Origin of the sequence: Enterococcus sp. HY326, from assembly GCF_026157065.1 — a bacterium.
Classification (GTDB): Bacteria; Bacillota; Bacilli; order Lactobacillales; family Enterococcaceae; genus HY326.
In genome coordinates this window covers 613,224-634,778 of record NZ_JANLGQ010000001.1, presented here as the reverse complement: position 1 = coordinate 634,778, position 21,555 = coordinate 613,224, and the positions used below count along the sequence as shown (strand labels likewise).

Annotated in this window: 21 protein-coding genes; 15 read left to right on the top strand and 6 right to left on the bottom strand. The window is 33.1% G+C overall.

From position 1 onward, the window contains the following. Positions 1 to 275 precede the first annotated feature (275 nt). Positions 276 to 1,274, top strand: a complete 999-nt coding sequence (locus ORH16_RS03125) for an effector binding domain-containing protein (RefSeq protein WP_265456142.1) — start codon at positions 276 to 278, stop codon at positions 1,272 to 1,274. A 245-nt stretch (positions 1,275 to 1,519) separates the two neighbouring features. Here ORH16_RS03125 and ORH16_RS03120 read toward each other — a convergent pair whose 3' ends face one another. Together ORH16_RS03120 and ORH16_RS03115 are read right to left on the bottom strand one after the other, a co-directional pair. Further along, positions 1,520 to 2,794 carry a GHKL domain-containing protein gene (locus ORH16_RS03120; RefSeq protein ID WP_265456140.1) on the bottom strand — a complete coding sequence of 425 codons (1,275 nt, stop codon included), beginning with the start codon at positions 2,792 to 2,794 and terminating at the stop codon, positions 1,520 to 1,522. Then, the gene (locus ORH16_RS03115) at positions 2,784 to 3,536 is read right to left on the bottom strand and encodes a response regulator transcription factor (protein WP_265456138.1); all 753 of its coding nucleotides are present in this window, start codon (positions 3,534 to 3,536) and stop codon (positions 2,784 to 2,786) included. Before ORH16_RS03115 ends, ORH16_RS03120 begins: the two co-directional genes overlap by 11 nt. Positions 3,537 to 3,738: 202 nt before the next feature. Between ORH16_RS03115 and ORH16_RS03110 the strand changes: the two genes are divergently transcribed. The 6 genes from ORH16_RS03110 (at position 3,739) to ORH16_RS03085 (ending at position 9,609) form a co-directional block, all read left to right on the top strand. Next, complete coding sequence (locus tag ORH16_RS03110) at positions 3,739 to 4,479, top strand: helix-turn-helix domain-containing protein (RefSeq protein ID WP_265456136.1); 741 nt, start codon at positions 3,739 to 3,741, stop codon at positions 4,477 to 4,479. A 43-nt stretch (positions 4,480 to 4,522) separates the two neighbouring features. Beyond that, on the top strand, positions 4,523 to 6,802 hold the full coding sequence (locus tag ORH16_RS03105) for a hypothetical protein (RefSeq protein ID WP_265456134.1): 2,280 nt from the start codon (positions 4,523 to 4,525) through the stop codon (positions 6,800 to 6,802). Continuing rightward, positions 6,778 to 7,149 (top strand): LPXTG cell wall anchor domain-containing protein, encoded by a 372-nt coding sequence (locus ORH16_RS03100; protein ID WP_265456132.1) that lies wholly within the window; start codon positions 6,778 to 6,780, stop codon positions 7,147 to 7,149. Before ORH16_RS03105 ends, ORH16_RS03100 begins: the two co-directional genes overlap by 25 nt. After that, positions 7,146 to 7,706, top strand: a complete 561-nt coding sequence (locus ORH16_RS03095; RefSeq protein WP_265456130.1) for a WxL domain-containing protein — start codon at positions 7,146 to 7,148, stop codon at positions 7,704 to 7,706. Before ORH16_RS03100 ends, ORH16_RS03095 begins: the two co-directional genes overlap by 4 nt. 53 nt (positions 7,707 to 7,759) lie before the next feature. Then, positions 7,760 to 8,392: a hypothetical protein gene (locus ORH16_RS03090; protein ID WP_265456128.1), complete on the top strand. Its 633-nt coding sequence runs from the start codon at positions 7,760 to 7,762 to the stop codon at positions 8,390 to 8,392. 128 nt (positions 8,393 to 8,520) lie between these two features. Then, positions 8,521 to 9,609 (top strand): DUF916 and DUF3324 domain-containing protein, encoded by a 1,089-nt coding sequence (locus ORH16_RS03085; protein WP_265456126.1) that lies wholly within the window; start codon positions 8,521 to 8,523, stop codon positions 9,607 to 9,609. A 613-nt stretch (positions 9,610 to 10,222) separates the two neighbouring features. Here ORH16_RS03085 and ORH16_RS03080 read toward each other — a convergent pair. The 3 genes from ORH16_RS03080 to ORH16_RS03070 form a co-directional block, all read right to left on the bottom strand. Next, positions 10,223 to 10,540, bottom strand: a complete 318-nt coding sequence (locus ORH16_RS03080) for an antibiotic biosynthesis monooxygenase family protein (protein WP_265456124.1) — start codon at positions 10,538 to 10,540, stop codon at positions 10,223 to 10,225. A gap of 306 nt (positions 10,541 to 10,846) precedes the next feature. Continuing rightward, positions 10,847 to 11,194 carry a VOC family protein gene (locus tag ORH16_RS03075; RefSeq protein WP_265456122.1) on the bottom strand — a complete coding sequence of 116 codons (348 nt, stop codon included), beginning with the start codon at positions 11,192 to 11,194 and terminating at the stop codon, positions 10,847 to 10,849. A 341-nt stretch (positions 11,195 to 11,535) separates the two neighbouring features. Further along, the gene (locus tag ORH16_RS03070; protein WP_265456120.1) at positions 11,536 to 11,835 is read right to left on the bottom strand and encodes a bacteriocin immunity protein; all 300 of its coding nucleotides are present in this window, start codon (positions 11,833 to 11,835) and stop codon (positions 11,536 to 11,538) included. A 436-nt stretch (positions 11,836 to 12,271) separates the two neighbouring features. On the opposite strand from ORH16_RS03070, the gene ORH16_RS03065 reads away from it, so the two are divergent. From ORH16_RS03065 to ORH16_RS03035, 7 genes are all read left to right on the top strand, one after another. After that, a complete protein-coding gene (locus ORH16_RS03065) occupies positions 12,272 to 12,739 on the top strand; it encodes a hypothetical protein (RefSeq protein ID WP_265456119.1) in 468 nt (155 codons plus the stop codon). A gap of 53 nt (positions 12,740 to 12,792) precedes the next feature. After that, positions 12,793 to 13,140 (top strand): hypothetical protein, encoded by a 348-nt coding sequence (locus ORH16_RS03060; RefSeq protein WP_265456117.1) that lies wholly within the window; start codon positions 12,793 to 12,795, stop codon positions 13,138 to 13,140. Positions 13,141 to 13,364: 224 nt separating this feature from the next. Continuing rightward, positions 13,365 to 13,679: a DUF5713 family protein gene (locus tag ORH16_RS03055; protein WP_265456115.1), complete on the top strand. Its 315-nt coding sequence runs from the start codon at positions 13,365 to 13,367 to the stop codon at positions 13,677 to 13,679. A gap of 405 nt (positions 13,680 to 14,084) precedes the next feature. Beyond that, positions 14,085 to 14,669: a DJ-1/PfpI family protein gene (locus ORH16_RS03050; RefSeq protein ID WP_265456113.1), complete on the top strand. Its 585-nt coding sequence runs from the start codon at positions 14,085 to 14,087 to the stop codon at positions 14,667 to 14,669. A gap of 1,237 nt (positions 14,670 to 15,906) precedes the next feature. Beyond that, on the top strand, positions 15,907 to 16,416 hold the full coding sequence (locus tag ORH16_RS03045) for a GNAT family N-acetyltransferase (RefSeq protein ID WP_265456112.1): 510 nt from the start codon (positions 15,907 to 15,909) through the stop codon (positions 16,414 to 16,416). 398 nt (positions 16,417 to 16,814) lie between these two features. Then, on the top strand, positions 16,815 to 17,165 hold the full coding sequence (locus tag ORH16_RS03040) for a RidA family protein (RefSeq protein ID WP_265456110.1): 351 nt from the start codon (positions 16,815 to 16,817) through the stop codon (positions 17,163 to 17,165). A 363-nt stretch (positions 17,166 to 17,528) separates the two neighbouring features. Beyond that, the gene (locus tag ORH16_RS03035; RefSeq protein WP_265456108.1) at positions 17,529 to 17,939 is read left to right on the top strand and encodes a helix-turn-helix domain-containing protein; all 411 of its coding nucleotides are present in this window, start codon (positions 17,529 to 17,531) and stop codon (positions 17,937 to 17,939) included. A gap of 255 nt (positions 17,940 to 18,194) precedes the next feature. Here ORH16_RS03035 and ORH16_RS03030 read toward each other — a convergent pair whose 3' ends face one another. Continuing rightward, positions 18,195 to 19,013, bottom strand: a complete 819-nt coding sequence (locus ORH16_RS03030) for a MerR family transcriptional regulator (RefSeq protein WP_265456106.1) — start codon at positions 19,011 to 19,013, stop codon at positions 18,195 to 18,197. Between the two features lie 638 nt (positions 19,014 to 19,651). Here ORH16_RS03030 and ORH16_RS03025 point away from each other — a divergent pair. Beyond that, positions 19,652 to 21,487, top strand: a complete 1,836-nt coding sequence (locus tag ORH16_RS03025) for a glycosyltransferase family 2 protein (RefSeq protein ID WP_265456104.1) — start codon at positions 19,652 to 19,654, stop codon at positions 21,485 to 21,487. Positions 21,488 to 21,555 lie beyond the last annotated feature (68 nt).

The following is a 21,555-nucleotide window of genomic DNA, read 5'->3' as shown; positions in this document are numbered from 1 at the left end:
GCAAAAGTAACAGAGGGGTGCAATGAAGTGGTTGTTAATTTTTAGAATCCTATTTTTAACAAGTGGTTAAATGATAGTAGGGGCTTAGCTTGTTCAAGGTTGTATCCATTTGAATTTGTTTTGAAAATTGAGTTTATGAATGCGTTAACTCAGGATTTTTTAACTCAATAAGTCATTCACCTTTAGCAAACAAAAAGTAACCATGCTATCCTTATAGAAAGACTTGACTCTAACGTCGTGTCGCAGTTTATCATGAAGATAGAAAGGAGAGCATCATGGAGTTAAAGACAATCACACAAGTGTCAAAGGAGTATGAAATTTCCACAAGAACACTGAGATATTATGAAGAGCTAGGATTAATTCAAAGTCAAAAAATTCCAGATTATGCTTATCGTATGTATGATACTGAGAATTTAATTATCCTACAGCAAATCTTGATTTTTCGTAAGCTGCGCATTCCATTAAAGGAGATTCAGATTATTCTAGAATCTAAAAATAGCGAGAAGATTTTTAGTATTTTGGAGCAAGCGATAGTTGGGATTGATAGTGAGCTGATTGCGCTAAAAACTATCCGACACGCCTTAAGGATAGTTGTGGATGAATTGAAAAAACTTTCTTTTGAACATACCGAAATAAATAACTTTGATGATACTCAAGTGATAAATCTAGTTGAGGAAATCTCCACTCAAACTTTGAAAAGGAAGGAGAGCTTGCCAATGGCGACTATTGACGAAGCAAACAAAACGATTGAAAGTATTAAAGATTTACGGATTATTTATGTTCCACCGATGACAGTTGCAGCTTTTCAGCTAGAGGGGCAAAATAGGGAAGAAGCTGTAGGACTAGAAATTCAGAAATTCATTATAGAAAACCAGTTGAAAGAAAATAAACCAGATTTTCGTTTATTTGGCTTTAATAATCCAGCTGCTGATGAGAACATATCCAAAGGCTATGAGATGTGGGTATCAATACCAAAGGAAATGGCGGTGAATCCACCGTATGTAAAAAAGCAGTTCCAAGGTGGATTATATGGGGCTAAAATGATTAAGTTTGGTGATTTTCATGAGTGGGCAAATTTATGGCAATGGGTGCTCACCAATGGGGAATATGAATTTGATTATAGCTCAAGAGTTATACCTCTTTCTAAAGCGGCCGATCCTGCACTAGAAGAAACGCTCAATGCCATCAACCACGTAGAAAGCACAAGTAAAGAGCATCTGCAACTTGATTTATTGGTACCAATCTCATTAAAAAAGGATACTAAACAAGAATAAATTTGAATTATTCTGTCTATATCTGTGTTACTCCTGGAAAATCCATCGTTTGCAGACTCGAAAAAAATTAAAAATTCCATCATTACCAAATTGCTCCGACGGGTAGTGATGGAATTTTAATAAATCTACGAAAAGAGTAATTGGGAAACTTAGATTTTTTGTTTGCATCTACACGTCTATTTAATCACTTCAAGCGAAATAGCTAGTGAAAATTTTTTTAGTTATTTCTTTATATAAAGCATAAATTAATAAATCAAAAAAAGTTTAATAGTGAAAAAATTATTTTTTTGATTTATTTTATAGTGGCAGTTACTGTTGCTTGCAAGTATTTTTTTTAGATTCCACAGGCCGACACCTAAATGATTTTTTTTGCTGCTTCTATTTTTTTTAACAATTTCCATTAGATTAATTGGGGCTGTTGTTGAGTTGGCCATGGTTACGATTAATTGTCCATTAAGGTTCTCCATTGAAAGTTTGATTTCTTTACTTTCTTGAGCTATGACTGATTCGATGGCATTGTTCATGATAATGGACAGAATGCGAACAAAATCAATCAAAGATATTTTAGGGAGTTTTTCTATGGAGTCAATTTTGAGTTTTAAATTAATATCTTCTTTTTTACATGTATGAATAAACTCCTCGACAAGGCCACGAATAGCGGAATTTTGGATTAAGACTAGTTGGCTATAATCATAATTCTTAAGATAATCTTTGGAATCGCCTATAAAATTTTTTAAGTAACTTTGTGCCCCATAGATGTCTTCATCTGCCAAATAACTATTTAAGCCAACTAATATTCCTTTAATATCATGTCTGTATTCACGAGCTAATTGAAAATTTTCTTTTTCTTCGTCTATAGAAAGAAAAATATGATCCATCATTTTTTTTTGATGATAATTTTTATTGACCAGGGTTATAACAGAGATTAATAAAATCACCAATATGAGAAGTAAGATGAACATCAAAAGTAAGACAAAGAAATTTCCTGTTTGGACTAAATAAAATTGAATCATTCTCAGAGAAAAGAAAAAGATGAAACTTCCAATACTCAATTTTGGATAATCCTTATTAATGTCGTTCAAAGAATTCCAAACACGATATTTTTTATCTATCTTCTTCAAAAATAATTTTAATAAAAGAAGCAGGCTAATTTGAATAATAGTTGTTATTAGCAAATGATAGTTAAAATTATCATAGATGCTAGTAATAAACTGCTTAGGCAGATGATAAGTTATAAACCACACTGTATTAATAAGACTGTATTCTAAAATTATCGCAACGGATGACAATAACCAACTTTTTGTGTAGTTGTACATCAGTAAATACTGAATTAAAGAGAAGAAAACGCCATTAAAGAATAGATACTGATCATTAGTCATGAGAGTCAAAATGATAGTGGTAATTAAAAATGTAGATAAGCCTATACACTGATATCTAGAAAGCATCCTTTTATAGAAAATGCCCCACATGATGACTAGAAAATTTAAGAAATAACTTGCTAAAATTAAGTTAACTTCCATTAATTTCCATTCCCTTCAAACTATTCTTTATCTTTCTGGCCCCTAGTTTGCCTATTTCAAGGATGTCTTCGTCAAGAAACTGGATAACTCCTTCGCTAATACTAACCCGTTTTATCAATTCTAAATTGATAATAAAGGATTTGAGACCTGTGTAAAAGTTAGGTCCTTGAATAGCTGTTTTTAATTGACTCAATTGATCTTTTATCATGTACTCCCCTTGGATGTGCTTAATTAGAAGCATTCTTCTTGAACCAGGGACTGTTGCAATATAATAGATGTTGTTCTCAGGGATGATAATATCATTTTCAAAATTATCAAAGATTAAAACTCTTTGATTTTTTTTTCGGCCTCGCTGTGTCAGTTTTGCGACTCCAATGTTTTCTTTTATATTGGCTGCCAATAAACTATCTTCTTCATCCTTCAGCAAATATCCTAGTGGAAGAATGCCACGATTTAACACTTCAATTCCTTTTGAATCGAACGCCGTAATAAAAACAATAAAACAGTTTTGATTTTTTTTACGAATTTTTTCAGCTAGATCAATTCCAGTAAAATATGTTTTTAAATCAATGTCTAAGAAAAATAAATCATCATCTAAAATCTCAAAACTTTCTAATTGTTTGTAAAATGTTTGCTCGTTTGTGACTTCTTTCAACTTCAAATTTGATATATTCAATCTTTTTACAATCGCCATTATGTGATTTCGAATTGCAAATTGATCATCAATAATAAATAAACGCATAGCTGTCCCGTCCTTATTTTCTTTTATCGCAATCCTACCACAGTTACCAACAAAAAAAGAAAAAAAGGCTCAAATGAATCGGTAAGCGCTTGCAATTGAACGCTTCAATCGTTTAGTTGGCTTATTCTTTTAGCAAGGAGTTGTAAGAGATTCCCCACGCGTCCTCCACTTCTCAAACTGAAAAAAGGAACGAGGTGAAGAGTTGAAAACCGTTTTAATTCTGACAGAATGTATAGTTGTCGAAAGAGAGATAAAAGAGAAGTTGGAGATATTAGGTTATGAAGTGTTTTGTTCTAATTTAGCTATTAACACCATTTTAAAATATGAAGACGATAGTTGGATCAAATTTTTTGAAATAGTAATTTTTAGTGAAAGTTTGGCGAATCATTTAGTAGAAGGATTAGTTCATAAATTGAGAAATCTTAAAATTCAACTGTATCGTATTGAAGCGGAAACTACTGATGATTCTCAGGACAGTGATTTGATGCTGACAGGAGTATTTTCACCAACAATTTCTATAGCTGAATTAAGAGAAGAAATATCAAATGACTATTATCAGCATAGGTTTTATAGTAGTCAAAAAAATGGTCAGCGTTCTTCGTCCCTATATATGTCAAATTTAGAATTGAACGAAAATCCGAGTGGAGCTTTCATTAGTATGCTATCAAAAAAAGAACTAGAAGTTTTTTTACAACTCTATCATGCTCAAGGGCAACATATTAAGCGTAATGATTTGGCTACAAAATTGTGGGGACTACCAATTAGCCAATCTAATTTAGCTCAACTTTCACAGATTATTACCAGACTAAAAATGAAGTTGATGAAATTGAATTTTGATGAACGTTGTCTGACAACTAGTTGGCGTAAAGGATATGCATTATCTCCAGAATTTTACGAAAAAAATTCTTTTTTCACAGAAAAACAGATGGAAAGTACAGATTAAGATTTGTGAAATTAGCCAAAAAAGGGGGGAGAGAAGTTTACTTATGAAAAAAAAGAAGGTTTTGTTTGTGGTATATTGTGGCACGTTATTATTGTCAGTGCTGCTCTTCAAGGAACGAACGTGGGCATCAAGTGTTGATTTACAAAATTCTACTGAGTTAATCACCGAAGAAACAATTATGGATAGTCCTTTAAATAAAAATGTTAATAATTATGTTGAGTCAAAAGCGTCGGGTATTTCTGGACCAGGTTTGAAGTCTATTCCATATGGTGCAAAAAAATTGGATGGCGTATTTGATAATGCAAATACCGCTGGATCTGGTTCTGGGAAAAATGTTGTTGTCCCACAATATCCAACCAACGGAACGAATGACAATCGTCCCTATGACGAAATTCGTTTAAGTGGTTCGCAGAATTGGCTATCTGTTTTTTCGAATGATTATCAAAAACTAGATTTTTCAAAGGATTTTAATGGGCGGGTTTTTGTCCAATTTCAGAAGAGAAGCACAGACGGTTTGGCTTTTGTTTTACACAACGATGTACAGAAATCAAAAGCAATTACTTCGGCCGTATCAAGTTTAGATGGTCAAAACCTCGGGGTATATGGTTCCTATCGAGGTGTTGGCGAGACTGCTTTTCGCAACCCTGCAGAGAAAGCCATACAAAATTCATTGGCTATTGAGTTTGATATGTATGGGAATTGGAACACTGATTCTGACAATTTTGATAGAAACTTGTTTCTTGCCACAATATATCCAACTCATATGGCTTATTCATTTCCAGGAAACCCAGATAGTTATGCTCCTTTTGGTGCATATTCTTGGACTAATAATGGAAATCCTAGTATTGCGACTCAGAAACACTATATTGGAAACCAAGCAGAAGGGTATCAATCTTTAACCAATGTTGTGGATGATACCTGGTATGAGTTTAGGTTTAGTTATCAAATAGGTGTAGGACTAAGTTACTTTCTATTCAACCCAATGAATAACTCTCAAACTGATGCAGTGCTGATTCCTGACAAACAATTAGAAACAAATTTAAAACTCTCAGAGAATAACCATACAGCTTATTGGGGATTTACGTCCTCAAATGGTAATTTAAGCGGGACAACTAAATTTGCTTTTGCTGAAACCCCTGTCGATAGCGTCGCTAGCCTAGCGAACCAAGTGACGAATAAAGATGGTATGGAAATTACTGTGCCAAGGGATGAACCTCTAAGTAACAAGTTTATTAGTAGTGGTGATCCTGTGGAATTTCAATCTCTTTATACATTAGCAAGTTCTCAACGAAGCTACACTATTGATAGTTGGAAAGGAAAAATTGACAGGAATGTGATCGCTATACCTTCCGATAATCAAATTAGTGTCTCTTATTCCGTAAATGATGGTGAGGAAAAGACACAAAACGTGATTGTTGATGCCAATGGTAACTTTGCCTTAGAGGGAATCAATTTAACAATCCCAAGAGAAGGCGGACATGTCGAATTCAAACTCAGTTTGCCAACTATAACTGATTTATCAGCTCAAAAAACGGTTTTTTACAGCAATATCAATGGACGCTATGGCACAGATAATTTTAATACAATTGTTGAAAGTGAGTCAAGCTATTTTTGGATTAATAAGCATAACAGCAATCCTGTCATTGATAGCGTAGTCTTCAATGAAGCGAGCTTTAAAGATTATCTCAGCACCTTTGGCTTCAAGATGGATTATCATGATGATGACATGACTGATGAACTGAAGATGAAAATTGTGATCAATAAACAATTTGTAGATGAAATTTCTTTGGCTGATGTTTCAGCACAGGATTTCTCTTGGACACTGCCAGTGCCGATTGATCTCCTATCAAAAGACAATATTTTGAAACGTGGGCGTAATGTTTTGGAATTAACACTGACAGATAAAGATGGTGCAACCACTACCCAAGAGTCTGAATTTCAAGTAGAAGGCTATCAAGGATTTGAAAAAGTTACTACTGAATACCAATGGAATTACAGCCGTGCACAATTACCTGTGAATAGAGAACCACAGGCGAGACAAGAAGAAATGATTTTTAAAGCACGGGATACAACTAGCACGACACCAACAAGTAAAGTCTCTTTGTCAGTAACAAGCATAACTTCAGATGAAAATAGTTTACCAGCTTCAGATTTCGTCTTTAAAGAAAATAATCAAGTTTATGAATTAGGAGCAATCACCTTTGAACCAAATCAAGAATATGTTTTTGATCAAACTGAAGGACTGCTTTTAAAACTTAGCGATCAGGATAATCCTGGTGAGTATAGGGGGGTTATTAATTGGACAATCAAAGATGCCCCATAAAAAATGAGGGAAGGGGACTAATAAAATTAGTAAAACAATCCGTGATATTAGTATTGCTTATAATTTTTATCAGTTTTCCCCAACCTTACTATACTCAAGCTGCACAAGCTACTGATTCCGCAGAGAGTCAGATAACAATTGAACTTAGAGATGGAGTCACAAAAGAATCTGAAAACAGTGGTGATGTACAGTTAAATGAAAAAAATCCAAATGGTGATTCTTCAACAGGAAAACTGCCGCGTACAAACGATGTTGAAAATTTGACTTTAGCTTTTGTGGGGACAATCATTATCCTCTTTGCTTTTTATGGATTTTACAAATTAAAAAAGCGGAGGAATTCTAAATGAAAAAGAAATTATGTTTTAGATTGGTTATTCTTAGCGGACTAATTTTAATGATACAACCGAATTTTGTGCAAGCTTCTGAAGGCGAGAGTTCACTTACAATAACTCCACTAGATGAAAAAAACCCGAGAATTTATGAAGTTAGTGATTTAGATTTTGGAATTCAAGATCAGAATGCTACTAAGGTAAATTTCCAAGCGACAGACGATTTGGTCATTAAAATTTTTGACCGACGCTTAATCGAAGGCGCTTGGACGTTACAAGTCAAACCCGGGATATTTGAAAATCAACAAGGTCAACAATTAACAGATGTCGATTTGACTGTTGGGGAGGGTATCTTGACCGCAGAAGATGCTTCAGGTATTCAACCCCACAACTTATTAATTGAGAATGACGGAGAAGACTATCAAAGTATTCTTACCTCTGATGCTGATCACAGTCGCGGGTGGGCTGAATATCGAGTACCTAAAGAAAAAATATCTTTAGCACTTAGTATAAAAGAAGCTTCAGGAGAATATACAGCAACAAATTATTGGCGAATTATTAACGCTGATACTTAATTTATTATCAATTATTTTGATAAAATATTTAAAATATACGGAGGAACAAAGATATGAAAAAAGCATTTGGAGTTACATTTATTGCGGCAGTTGCATTATTGACAGCAGTGCCAGCTGCACAAGCAGCAACAGATTTGAGTACAAAAGACGGGACGACTAAATTAGTCATTACTGACTATACAGTTGATCCTGGAACTGGCTTACCAAGCGACCCAGGAACATTCAGCTTAGTGGATGTTTCAAGTATTGATTTTGGAGCTCATTCATTGGATAGTATTGCAGATGCCAATCAAACATTGATTGGAACCTATGATAAAGATGTGAAAGTTCGAGATACTCGTCCAACAAAAGACAGTATAACAGCAGCGATTGCCCAAATTGGTCAGTCAACTGCAACACAAACGGAAAAAGATGAATCATTAGCAAAATGGAATGCAGCAGTTGCTGCTTCAGCGTTTAGAGTTCAAGCTTCTGCCACTTCATTGGACGGTGTTGGCTCTTCACTAAAAATTGGCACAACAGAAATTTTAACAGCGCCAGGAGTTGTTATCAGTGAAAGTGCTACTGCACCAGTTGGAACCAAAACTTATGCTTTAGACGAACCAGAATTGACAATTGCTAATAATAAATTGGACGCTAAAACTTATAACGGCACAGTCACTTATACTGCGGTATCAGCTGATTAAATTTATAAGCGCTTAGGAGGCTGTGGCTTAAGTAGCAAACTACTTGAGTCACAGTTTCTTTTTCTAAATAAGCCACTCAGTAATTTTTACATAGTGTCGTAAGTTACATATAATTTGGAGGATTTAATTTGAACAGAAAAAATTTTTTTTTATTGTTAGGTTTTTTAACTATCCTATTCACACCTTTTATAAGAGCACAAGCAGTCGAAAATAATGAGGTTGATTATAGTATTAAAGCCATTATTCCGGAGAACCAAGTCAATAAAGATTTGTCCTATTTTGATTTACGGGTAGAGCCAGGTGCCAATCAAACAATTGAGGTACAGGTCAATAATTTTTCCGATAAAGCAGAAAAGTACTCAGTTGAAGTGAATACTGCCCAAACGAATGGAAATCTGCTAATTGATTATAATAGCATAACGTTACCAGAAAATTCAATTAATTCTGTACCAATTTCTGAGCTTATTGACTATCCAGAAGAAGTGGAAATCCCACCACAAAAAGCAGGAATTATTTCTTTTGAAATCAAGGTTCCGGATGAGCCTTTCACTGGAATCCTATTAGGCGGGATTCATATCAAAAAAGATTTTAGTGATGAATCTAGTGACGATACAGGCAAAATAAAAAGTGAGTATGATTATATATTAGGCTTGCGTCTTTCTGAAAATGACGAATCTGTAACACCAAATATCGAATTTTCAACAGTGGCTGCATCAAATATCTCTAACAATGCGGGCGTCACTGTTCAACTTAAAAATCCTACTGCAACAACAATAAAAGGCGTTTCGATGACTGGTAATATATATTTAGGTGATTCTGATACGCCTGTCATTAGCAGAGAAATTGAAAATGGTAGTATAGCACCCCAAAGTATTTTTGATCTATTCTTCTTTAATGGTCAGACAGGAGGTACACAACCACTTGAAGCTGGAGATTACCATCTCGAAATGGAAATTAGGGACAATGCCGATAATCATTGGGAGTTCAATGAGGCTTTCAAAATAAGTGCTAGGGAAGCACAAAAGGTTAATAATCAGATTTTCACTACTGAGCAAGACAATACAATGTTATATATTGTTATTGGTATATTATGTGCTCTTGTAGTTGGTTTATTGATTATTTGGTTTATAAAGAAGGAACAGAAAAGAAGACAGAAGGAAAAAAGAAAAGTTCAGAAAGCAAAAACACAAAAATCGAAAAAAAGAAAGAAAGAATAGATTCTAATAGAAAACTGGTAAAAACAATTTTCAAGAATAGGGGTGAGACCAGCATGGAAAATACTACTTTGGATAGGATTTTTCATTCTTGTGAATTACATTTAAGAGAAAAAAGGAATTACGATGAATCCATTAATAAATCGTGGTACAGACTATATCATTCTTTTCTGAATGAAATTACGCTTCAACTAAATATCTCTGAGAATCAACTTTCTGAAAAATTACTTCGACACTGTGCCTATCTTTACTTATCGGATAATCACTAATGAGCTAGATCAATTTGTTATTGAAACACCAGTGTTAAATCAAATTTATGAAAAGAATCAATCATCGAAAAAAAAGATGGACAAGTTCTCAGAAGTCTTGGCAAATGATTACAATTATACACTTAGTGATACTGAGATTGCTTTATTTTTAACATATTTATTTTTGTAATCTGTTGGAACAAATAAAAAGAACTAGGTAGAAAAATTTTCACAAGTTGTATCAGTCATGCTTATACTTAAAGAAAATAGATACCTTTAGCCAAGAGACTGTAGAGTCGCTATTAAAATTAATCAAAAAATTAGCCTACCCAATAATATGGCAGGTCTACTGAGTATAGTGATAACTATTAATTAGGTTTTGATGAAAAGAAACATTTTTCAGTTTTATAAAAATTACTTTTACAACTGTTTAAATTTAAAAATGAATAAAATTTCTTAGCAGTTCCACTTTTGTCAACGACTTTTGTGAAGTTTTTCGCATCTTCCATTGTTTCAAAAGTAGTTGCATCTGCCCACGTATCATTGTCCGAAAATACCTCGAATGAAATATAACCTTGTTGTTTGGAGATATGATTTTCGTTTAAGTTTTCAACTGCTAGTAGAAATTCAGAAATATCGACATCTTTTTTTAGCTTATAAGAATTAAAAAAAACAATTTTACTCATAAAATTCTTTCTCCCTTCAAATTGTCAAGTTAGTTTCTATGATAAACGTTTTCATTGAATGGCACAATAATAAATGGAAATAAACAAAAGAAAGTCTACTTATATTGTGAAACTGAAAACAAAGTGTTTTGTTATTAGTCTGTAAGCGACAGATTTCGTTTACTCTGATAGTAATCAAATTTTCACTGCCAACTCAAATCAGCTGGCAGTGTTTCTTCATCTTCAATAAATGAAAAGAGTAGTAGACTAACTCAGGGAACAGTTGATTAACGGAAGATTCAGCAGATTAAAAGATATAAGCCTAACTTACTTTTCGGGCCCCTCTACAAAACTGATAATGTTTCCATCCAAGTCTGCAAACAAAAAAGAAAATGCACCCCAAGGTTTACGTTCTGGTGGCGCTACTATTGTAAGTTCAGGGAAACATTGAATTAGGCGCTTATACTCCATAATTAAATCCGGAACAACGAACATGAGTGACATATTTTTATCCTGGGCCACTTTAATATTTCCAGGGTTGTATACAGCAATTTGCGATTTTTTAAACCCATAATGCTGTTCTTCTTGGAAGGGTTCTTCTTGTAAAACTATTTTATAAAATTCTGCTAGTCGCTTAGCATTATCAGTATAAATGCAGACACCAATTAATTTCATAGTGGATTACTTCCTTTAAAGATCGTTTTAAAAAATTTATCATAAGGAGTATTTTAAAGCAATATTGATCTGAAAAACTGAAAAAAAGTATTTTAACGACGGATTTTACCTACTCAAAATAAAAATAGAGTTCCCATCACTACCAACTAGAAATCTGTTGGTGGTGATTTTTTTTATTCAAGTGTTTATTGTGTAAAATGATCTAGAAATTACGATTGGAAATTGGGAAAGATTGGGTGAATATGATGTTTAAGTGGTTGAGCATTTTTAGAAAAAAAGAGCCAATCAGATTAGACTGGCTGAAAGTGAAGAATAATTCGTCTTTACGGAGTTTTGAATTATTAGAACCAAATTGGTAGCATCATAGTGCTTAATGCAACACCTTCATATTTGGCTGCGTCATGAACCAACTGATTGTATAGCGTGATAAGAGCCTTTGGAGATTTGTCTTGGTGCATTAAAACATACCGTCCAATGTCTCTACAAAGCTTAGCGGACATTAATTCAATGCTACCGCCTTTGTCAACATCCATAGCTGCGGCAAAAATCAATTTCTCTAACTCAGGAATTTTTTTTACTTGTTCATCTGAATAAGCTGCACTTAAATAATCAGTCACAGTTTTAACTTTATCTTTTGACATGTTAATCCCCTCCTAGCTATTAATCTACTCTAATAACTAATTAAATTCAAATACTAGAAAAAAATAATTTGTATTTTGCGCAAAAAAATAACTAATAGTCTATATTTGCTAGCTATGAAAAAAAGGTGAGTGAAGACTTTAAACTTAAATCACTAATTGTTTAGAAAATATGTATCTTCCAGGCAATAATTGAAATCGCTTTTTTCATGTTTTTTTACAAGTAAAAAATCATCCTTGTACCATTTTTTTGTTATTGTGGAAAGGTATACATCCGATTTATTCTCATGTTCTTAAATCTATAAAATCATATTTAATTGGGAAAATGTGACCAATGTGACTATATTGATAGATTTTTATTGTTCAAATGGTGCTAGAATGATCTTATCAAGATCAGTTATACATGAAAAATCAAAATTGGTATAGGAGGAATTTACACATGAAAAACATTAACATTAGAAAAAATGAGCATTCAAGTAAATGGTTCAGCAAACTTTTTTTAATCACTTGTATCTTAGGAGTAGCAATAGGAACAGGAATTACAGCTCATGCTGCAGCTGCGGAAATTCCATCAACAAATACTCCTGAAATATTATCAGACGATAATGATTCAAAATTACCAAAAATGAGTCTTTCAGAAGCTCTAAAATCGGGAGAAAAGGAAGTTATCTTGGAAGATATCGATATTCCTGAAGTAGCACAAGTGCTAAATGAACACGCGGACGCTCCGTCCTCTTTTGAAACTAGATCTGCTGGATATTGGAAATATAAATATACAGCGCAACCTTATGCTTTTTATCAACACACTAAGACAAAAAAATGGAAATTAGTGCAAGTAACTCCTTATGTGACTCATATGACAAATACTATGATTAATGGTTGGGCGCAAACATTTCATTTGAGATAGGAGGCAGCATTCAGATAGTTATCATTTTGTTCTTAAGAAAAGAGGAAAAAATCATGAATAAAGAAACTTTCAAAACACCATTTAGTAGATATTTCCCAAGGAAAGTAGTTCGTTATTTGTTGGCTAGTATTGATGACATATTGGAGTACAGAAATTCTTCTGTAGACGAGAACGAACAAGAAATATTGATGAAATTCAAAAATGACTTGTTAAATAAGAAACTCTATTATGAAAAGGCTAGTTTAAATTTTGCTAGAACTGTTTACCCTTTAATTTTAAAGAAAGAAATTAGTGCTCAAACACAACAGCTATACTCAGAGGTATTGCGATTAAACCCAAATTTGGTTAGTGGTTTCTTAGGTTATGACTTAATTTTTAAAAAAGTATTTCACGTTCAATAGACTATTACTAATGGTACATCAATTTAAAGCATGGGAAATCTTCCATGCTTTTTTTCCATTAAAACAATTAATTTGTATCTTTCGAAATCCTGTGAATCAGAATTTTATTGTATCTAAAAAAGCTATTCAAACTACTCATTGAATCACACAAATCACCTTAACCAAAATGAAAATTTTAACGATATTTCTGATATAATAAACTTAAAACAAAAGGTGGTTATGTTATGGAGGAAAAAGATTATCTTTCTGATATGTATCGAGATGAGTATTATCCAAAGTTTTTAGTAGATAAATTGAAATTGATTTTACAAAATATTGTCTTAGTCCTTGAAAAAGGAGAAACTAATCTAGATACTATTCAATCTGAATTTGATAAGGCAACTATTGCTATCAATGAATTGGAAGAAGAATTTGAAAATCATGGTAGTCAATTAGAAACTGTCGCTAGAGAATCTATCGGTGAAACCGTATATCTAATACTAAAGCAATACAAAATAGAGCTTAATATGGAAGATGCTCTTCGAAAACGAGAATGGTAATTTATATATGGAATGACGCTATTTAAAATAGTGATTCTTATAATATCGATTAGATAAAGTCAGCCCGCCAGATCAACGTTTGGCGGGTGTTTACATGTGAAAAAGCACTTATTCCGTTGGCATAAATAGTAGAGTCCTGAGATTACGAACTTTGTAGATAAAAATAGTTAATGGAGTAAGTTTCGGCGTGAGGATATAAACTCAGGGTTTAATAGATTAATCTCAGAACTAAGCTAGGTCTTCTATTAAATGAGCTAATGCCAAGTAAAAGGAGTATTGTTAAACTTTTGTATAACTAATGTATTTATATTATAAGAACTACTACTCTTTTCACTAAGTTTATATTACCCTAAGTTTAAGTAATATATTGGGTTCAACATTAAAAAATTAGAAGGTTGTGATTTAATGAAGATTCTTTTATTTTGTTGTGTAGGATTTGAAACAATGGAATTTAGCCCCTTTATTGATGTTATGGGTTGGGCTAAAAATGATTTTGGATTTGATGTTGAAGTAGTAACATGCGGATTTAACGAATCAGTAAAAAGCTCATTTGGTGTATCAATACTTATTGATAAATTGTACAAAGATGTACAAGTAGATGACTACGACGCACTTGCTATACCTGGAGGGTTTGAAGAATTTGATTTCTACAAAGAAGCTTACGATAATCGTTTTCTAGACTTGATAAGGCAATTTGATATCCAAAATAAACCAATAGCAACAATCTGTGTTGGTGCATTGCCTGTTGGAAAAAGTGGGGTCTTGGTTGATAGAAATGCAACAACCTATCATTTGAAGGACGGGTATCGACAAAAAGAATTAGCTTCTTTTGGGGTAAATATTAAAAATGATCGTATTGTTATTGACTCGAATATTATTAGCTCGTATTGTCCTGAGACAGCTGCTGATGTTGCTTTTGAACTTTTGAAAAAGATATCAAACGAAGAGTTAATGCAACAAGTTAAATCTGCAATGGGTTATAGTTGGTAGACGCTAACTTGCTTTGATAGAAATAAAGTTATTTCAATTAGTGTAGACAAATGACGGATTTCATGGACTCATAATGAATTCTTCAATAATATGTGATAGTAGTATGATAGAATGATTGAAAAAATAAAAATGTTATACGTCTACTTTTTTCTGATGTTTTTTTGATATGTCAGAAAAAAATCTGGTAGTATAAGGTAGAAATTCTGAGAAATGGTGGTTGTAAGGAGCAAAAAATTTGTTCCGAAGGCTGATGGAGTTATTATTAGAGTTATTAGGGAATATCGCTTTTTTTGCAGATGAGCTCTTTGATGGAGTTGCAAACAAGGGTAAATCTAAAGGTAAGTTTTTGTTAACTATCCTCGTTTATCTAGTTGTTTTATCTTTCTTTTTAGTGTTTCTTTATTTATCGATTGCTACCTTGATCTATTGCCACCAAACTTCATCCTTGATTCTCTTTTCTGTCGGCCTGTTATTAGTTCTTATTTGCATGTATTTTGGGTACAAATTGTATAAATTTACTTTAGGATTATGGTTTATGCTAATCTCATTAAAAAGCAAAAAGAAGAATTAATTTTTTAATTTATCTGATAGAGAATAGTTGAATACGTAACGAAACTTTCAGGTAAATTCAGTGAATCAAATCAATCTTCAACTTATTATAACTATAAAGAACAATGTATCGACTCTTCAAAAATTAGACAAAAATCTAACTTTTTTGGGTTGATATTTTTCATGTTCAATAAATGAAAAGAGTAGTAGACTAACTCAGTGGTTAATACACTAAGATAACTCTTGGAGGATTTTTAATTTTTACTGGATATCGAAACGCTCTCGTAAAATGAGTTATTGAATTTCAGCATATGCTATACTATTAGATAATTAAATTAAAGAAAGCTTCAAATTGATAGGAATAAGAATAGCTACTGCTTTGATTATAATTGGTGGTAAATTAATCATAACAAGAGTTCAAGAGATTGCTAGAGCAAGTAAATACTATAAAATCATATTAATGACAGTGCTAAAAATAAAAAGTTTTTTAGTTTTTATCAAAGTCTGGTTTTAATCAAATAGATAAAACAGCATTTGTTCAATGATTAAGTGGGATAGAATAAAAATTTATAATTAAATCCGCAAGACACTTGATTCTTGGTTGATTAGTACGGTGATAAGAAATGGAAACGAATACATCATGTATTTATCTTGAGAATGGATAGTTTTACCAGAAATGGAGAAGCGTATGGAAATTGAAACTGGGCGATTATTGTTAAGAGAGCATGCACTTGAAGATTACGAAAGATTTTGGCAAATGATGATTGATCCAATAGCAAAAAAATATACTGGTGGTATAACCACACTAAGCTACGAGGAAAGAAAGAAGAAATTTCAAAATGATTTGGAAACTGGTAATGATAGTGACGAACTTGAACTTGCAGTGATTGAAAAAAATTCAGGGAAATACTTAGGTTATTGTGGTGTTAGAAGAATGAAAAATAGTGATAACTATGAATTTCTCTACGGATATTGTCAAGATAGCTGGGGACATGGTTATGCAACAGAGGCTGGCAAAGCTTTTTTGGACTATATGTTCAAGCACTTTAACCAAATCAGCTATTTTGCAACCTCTGACCTAAACAACACGGCCTCTGTAAAAGTACTTAAAAAATTGGGCTTCAAAAGAAAGAAAAAGCAAGAAGAGTTAGACTATATAGTTGATTTATATATCCTTGAAAAAGATGAAGCAAATTAATTCTATCTGTATAGGAAAGTGTAAGTTCCAATATATTTGCGGTATGTGTGGCAGATGTATTTGTATCGAGTCTGAGCCTAAGATAAATGTTCGCCGTTGGAATCTCGCTTTCAAACCTCTTGAAATTGCTAAACTATTTTTAAGAACTGGTGATTATATCGAACAAAGCTGTCGTGGACTTTATGAGATTGTAAATGGCTCATTTTAAAAGAATGCTTTATTTCAGATGGAGAAATATAGTTATCTAAAAGACTGAAGTAAGGCGACTAACTGAAAGTGAAATCAGTCAATATGTACCTTCAATTGAATTCACTAACGACAGAGCTCATTGGCACAATGAGTTGAAGAGAGGAGTACTGTATTTCATTGGAAAGAAAAAATATTAGTGGTAACTCTCCTTGGAAGATATTGTAGGTTATTCTAGAGCAATAAAAATCGAGAACACTATTGAAGTTGCAGGCACTACGGCTATTAAAGACGGTATGCCTTTTGGGGTGGGGAATCCTTATCTACAGACTAAGTATATTTTAAGCGAAATTGAGAAGATACTTAACTTAGAGGGCTTTTGTATAGAGCATGTCTATAGAACGAGAATGTTTGTGACCGATATAACAGTTTGGGAAGAAATAGGGAAAGCGCATGGGGAAGTTTTTAAAGATATAAAACCTGTTGCAACGATGGTCGAGGTTTCGTCTTTGATTGAAAAAGATTTGCTGGTTGAGATTGAAGTATCTGCAATTAAATCGTAAAAATATTTACTGTATCATTTTGAATTGATAAGAAAAACATCTGACTGTAAGAATATGATGTGGTAAAAATTATCGCGTTAGATTTCACCTACTAATAGAAAGCTCTGATCCACCGAATAACTCCGGTGGGTCATTTATTTTTCTATTATGTCAAAAGTGATAAGTTTTGATAGCTTGAAAAAAATCTGAGTGAATGCACGCAAGGGTTAGTAGCTATAGCAGTAGTTATTAGTATCAGTACACGGGTAATTATTGTCGTATCAGCAATTGCAACCGCCAGTTGCGGAATTTCAACGTCCAGATAGTAGATTCCCCATACTAATTTAAGTAAACTGAGAGTGAATGAATAAGGAGGTCCCTATTATGAGACTAGGTGAGAAGTTGCTACATTTGAGAAAGAGTAAAGGTTTGTCACAAGAACGGCTGTCTGCTGAAATCACAGTGTCCAGACAGGCAATATCAAAATGGGAGTTAGGAGAGTCTACACCAGATGTAGAAAATATTATTCAACTTTCACGAATTTTTGATGTCACAACAGATTTTCTTTTAGATGATGAACTTAGTGTACCAGGTACAAAAATCAGGAAGGATGAGACAGAGTCAGATATTGTCCGTGCCATGCTTGAAAGGGAATTACACGACTCTGACAACTTAGCATCAAAAATGTACAACAGCCAATCCAAAAGAAGCAGCGCTACAATGTTGCTATTGAACTTTTCTGGAATTTTACTAATCGTAGTACTAATTTGCCTTTATTACTTTTTCTTTAAGTGATTTATTTTTTTCAATGTAGAATACTGACAGATTTTTAGAGTAAAAGAGCCACCATCATGATTATTATTTGAAGGTGGTCAGTGTCTCATTTTATAATTTTTTTTGAAATAGTCAGTCTACTAACTCAGGGTTTTACTCATTAAAAAAGTCACCTAGTTTTCGCTAGATGACTTAAGAAACAAGTGTTCAATTGCTCCTAACGAGTTCTAATTGTCTACATTGAAATATTTTTTTGATGTTTTTGTGCGAAAAGGTTCAATTCAAATTTTTCGCAACAACAAAAGCAGTTTCTGTCACCCAATTATCTACAATAGGATCTTGGGACGGGGAAACATGAGAGATATTAATCATTGGACCAGCGATATGATAGTCGTTCAGTTCAATCCATTCTGCAAGAGCAGCTGTCACTTCAGACATTTGATCGAAACTTCCATGAAAAGTGACTGATGCTAGATTCATTGCAGGAGCGTTAAAAAATTTCACATCCTCATTATCTTTATAATCACCTGTAATTTGACTTTGGATTTCTACATTAGGATTTTTTTCTTGATAATCTGTATCGTGAAAAATGGTGATTTCTAAAGGTGGCGTACTTAATTGAACCTGCTGTTTTTGCTGCTCATTGTGCAACAACTCCCAAAGCGTTCCTTCTGCCTGATATGTTGGAATAGTTTTATGGATAGACATGACCTTTCTTTCAGGGAGGGTTTTCAATTGTACGTTATAGTTTGTCATATTAATGCCTTCTTTCTGATTTTTTAATATCTGGAGGAGTTTCTTTTGGTGCTGCAGTTTCTCCAATTCGGATTGCAGGTCTGCCTCTAGTTGTTGGTAGTGAAAATTTAAACTATCTAAATTATCTTCATCTAAAACATTTTTAATTGCTTCTAAAGGTAAGCCTACTTTCTGTAATACTTTGATACTGTTTACTATTGGCAGTTGTTTTGCTTTGTAAAACCGATAACCCGACTCAGGATCAATGAAGTATGGTTGTAGTAGCTCGACTTTTTCATAATATCTTAATGCTTGAATAGTAGTGTTACTGAGTTTGGAGAATTCACCAATTTTAAACATATTTTTCCTCACTTCGAAATGATTTATCTGCTAGCATACTTAAAGTATAAAGTCTTCTCTACGAATAGAGTCAAGCTTTTATGAAAATTTTTTTGAAAAATTGGACTCAAAGAAGTAGATAATAAACGGAATTCGTAGAGTCCCAGGAAATTTTTCAAACTTTTGTAATACTGATTACACGAAAAAATTCAAAGTGACAAGCTATTATTACTTTATCCCAATAAAACAAACCCAAACAAAATATTTTTTACTCCTAAACCCGCCAGTCCCTGCTGGCGGGTTCCCTTTTTGTCTAAAATCACTCCAAAAGAAGTTAATTCACATGCATCACCTTATACAAAATAAATAAATTCTGTCCTTGGTAGGCTAATTCAGTCAAGGTTACATCTCTTGTTATACAGATTAGTGATTATCGCTATATTTTTTCGAATTATATGTAATATGTAGTTAAACTTAAGATATTTTCCTTTTTTAAAACCTTATTATTGACATGAATACACATATGTGAAAAAATTTTATTATATAAAGACAATGAAAATCACCAATAAAAGAAAAATCTATTTAATGGTCAGTATTGTTTACCAAAATATATTCAAAAGAGTTAATAAATCATTTGAATTGTCTAGGAAGGATAGTACATGTATAAAAATAAATCTCAAAAAGCACCATGGCTCCATTTAGTTCTATTAGCTACTGTAATATTGCTGACAGTAGCTATCTTACCCATGATCATTGGAGACTGGTACGCATCAAATAACTATGCACACGGAACAGCAATAAAAGTCTGTTTGATTATTAATTCGATTATTCTCTTTTATTTCTGGTTAAATGGGTTTAAAGATGTATTTTATGTTGTATTCTTTTATTTGAAGAAAAAGAAATTTAAGCGAATTGAAGAGCAGTGCTATAAAGATGATGAGGTAAATAATTTTGTTTCAGATAAAAAAAGGCAGCCTATTGTGCTGTTGCTTTATTGCACCTGCAATGACTTTATGCCAGATGCGCTCTATCAATCGATGCAACAAGACTATCATAATTTTAAAACAATTATTTTAGATGATTCATCAGACGAAGAGTATCAGAAAGCCATTGATGAATTTTCTTTGGTACATAAAGTTTCCGTTATTCGAAGGAAAGACCGTACAGGATTTAAAGCTGAGAATATCAATAATTATCTTAAAGATAAAGAGGATTACGATTATTTTGTAATACTGGATAGTGATGAGATTATTCCACCTAACTTTATCCAAGACACGTTAAAAGTTTCACTGAATTATCAAGATGTTGGTATTGTACAAGCGCGCCATATTTCCACACGCAATGAGAATTTCTTTATGCAGCTTTTTGCTCGTAGTGTAAAGGCGAATTGGCCGACCTATTTACAAACGAAGCAGTTTTATGGGTTTCAATTTTTCTTTGGGCATGGGGCTCTAATCTCTAAAGCATGTTACCAAGCATCAGGAGGGTTTCCGGCACTTGTTGCAGAGGATTTAAGCTTTAGCTTGTCTGCGAGAATAAAGGGATATTATACTGTCTATGCTGATTTAGTCGAGTGTCAGGAGCAATTTCCTGTGGACTACTATGCGTTTAAAAAGCGACATTCTAAATGGATTCAGGGGAATCTAGAGTTTTTAAAAACGAAAGCCGGCACAATTTTTTTCTCGCCTTTAAAATGGTATGAAAAATTTGACTTGGTCTTGTTTACATTTAATTTGCCTTTGATGGCTGTATTTACACTATACCTATTAATGAACATTATTGCTTTTCCCTTGTTAAATTTTTCCCCACATTATGATCTTTGGGTTTTAGTGCCTACTATCTTGGTCTTTTTAGCTCCAACACTTAATGATATTGCCTATTTTGCTCGAGTGAGATTTATCTTTCATTTTCTTGTGTATTGGTTCGCATCATTTTTAATGTATGGTTCTTTATTTTTCTTAAGTGTGACAACCTATGTGAAATCACTGTTTGTGGCAAAAGCCAAGTTTATTGTTACGCCCAAAATTGCTAAAGACTTAACGATGATGGATGCTCTTTGGTTGAGTAAGGGAGAACTGATGTATGGCATTGCATTGTCCCTCACTTCACTTTTCTTTACGCACAGCTTAATTCCGGTGATTTTAATTATCATTCCAGCTTTTTCCAGCCCGTTCCTCTTTTTGTTTCATAAAAGAAAGAATACAAAAGTCATGGTGATACAAAAACACTTACTCGCCAATCAAGACCAAGACTTGAAAACTATTGTGGAATCCATTCCCTTCGAAGAAAATCAATTGTTAATGGATACAAGTAAAGTAATCGTCGTGGAGGAAAATAAGGTAGTCTCTAGTTTTTTTATCGATGAAAAAACTGCTTCTTCAACTACAGATGAAGTATATTTAAAGGTGGATGAACAAGGTTCAAACATGAAAAAAATTCGTTATCCACTGCACACGACAAAAATTTCTTGGGCTGATATCAGTGATTTTTATTAAGGAGAATAGCGAAAAGCAGCTCGTCACACCACCATTTGACGGGCGTTTTCGTGTGAAAAAGATATCTA

Coding starts and splice junctions, on each gene's coding strand:
- ORH16_RS03125 (WP_265456142.1), top strand. CDS start 276: ATGGAGTTAAAGACAATCACACAAGTGTCAAAGGAGTATGAAATTTCC.
- ORH16_RS03120 (WP_265456140.1), bottom strand. CDS start 2,794: ATGGAAGTTAACTTAATTTTAGCAAGTTATTTCTTAAATTTTCTAGTC.
- ORH16_RS03115 (WP_265456138.1), bottom strand. CDS start 3,536: ATGCGTTTATTTATTATTGATGATCAATTTGCAATTCGAAATCACATA.
- ORH16_RS03105 (WP_265456134.1), top strand. CDS start 4,523: ATGAAAAAAAAGAAGGTTTTGTTTGTGGTATATTGTGGCACGTTATTA.
- ORH16_RS03095 (WP_265456130.1), top strand. CDS start 7,146: ATGAAAAAGAAATTATGTTTTAGATTGGTTATTCTTAGCGGACTAATT.
- ORH16_RS03090 (WP_265456128.1), top strand. CDS start 7,760: ATGAAAAAAGCATTTGGAGTTACATTTATTGCGGCAGTTGCATTATTG.
- ORH16_RS03080 (WP_265456124.1), bottom strand. CDS start 10,540: ATGAGTAAAATTGTTTTTTTTAATTCTTATAAGCTAAAAAAAGATGTC.
- ORH16_RS03075 (WP_265456122.1), bottom strand. CDS start 11,194: ATGAAATTAATTGGTGTCTGCATTTATACTGATAATGCTAAGCGACTA.
- ORH16_RS03070 (WP_265456120.1), bottom strand. CDS start 11,835: ATGTCAAAAGATAAAGTTAAAACTGTGACTGATTATTTAAGTGCAGCT.
- ORH16_RS03065 (WP_265456119.1), top strand. CDS start 12,272: ATGAAAAACATTAACATTAGAAAAAATGAGCATTCAAGTAAATGGTTC.
- ORH16_RS03060 (WP_265456117.1), top strand. CDS start 12,793: ATGAATAAAGAAACTTTCAAAACACCATTTAGTAGATATTTCCCAAGG.
- ORH16_RS03055 (WP_265456115.1), top strand. CDS start 13,365: ATGGAGGAAAAAGATTATCTTTCTGATATGTATCGAGATGAGTATTAT.
- ORH16_RS03050 (WP_265456113.1), top strand. CDS start 14,085: ATGAAGATTCTTTTATTTTGTTGTGTAGGATTTGAAACAATGGAATTT.
- ORH16_RS03045 (WP_265456112.1), top strand. CDS start 15,907: ATGGAAATTGAAACTGGGCGATTATTGTTAAGAGAGCATGCACTTGAA.
- ORH16_RS03035 (WP_265456108.1), top strand. CDS start 17,529: ATGAGACTAGGTGAGAAGTTGCTACATTTGAGAAAGAGTAAAGGTTTG.
- ORH16_RS03030 (WP_265456106.1), bottom strand. CDS start 19,013: ATGTTTAAAATTGGTGAATTCTCCAAACTCAGTAACACTACTATTCAA.
- ORH16_RS03025 (WP_265456104.1), top strand. CDS start 19,652: ATGTATAAAAATAAATCTCAAAAAGCACCATGGCTCCATTTAGTTCTA.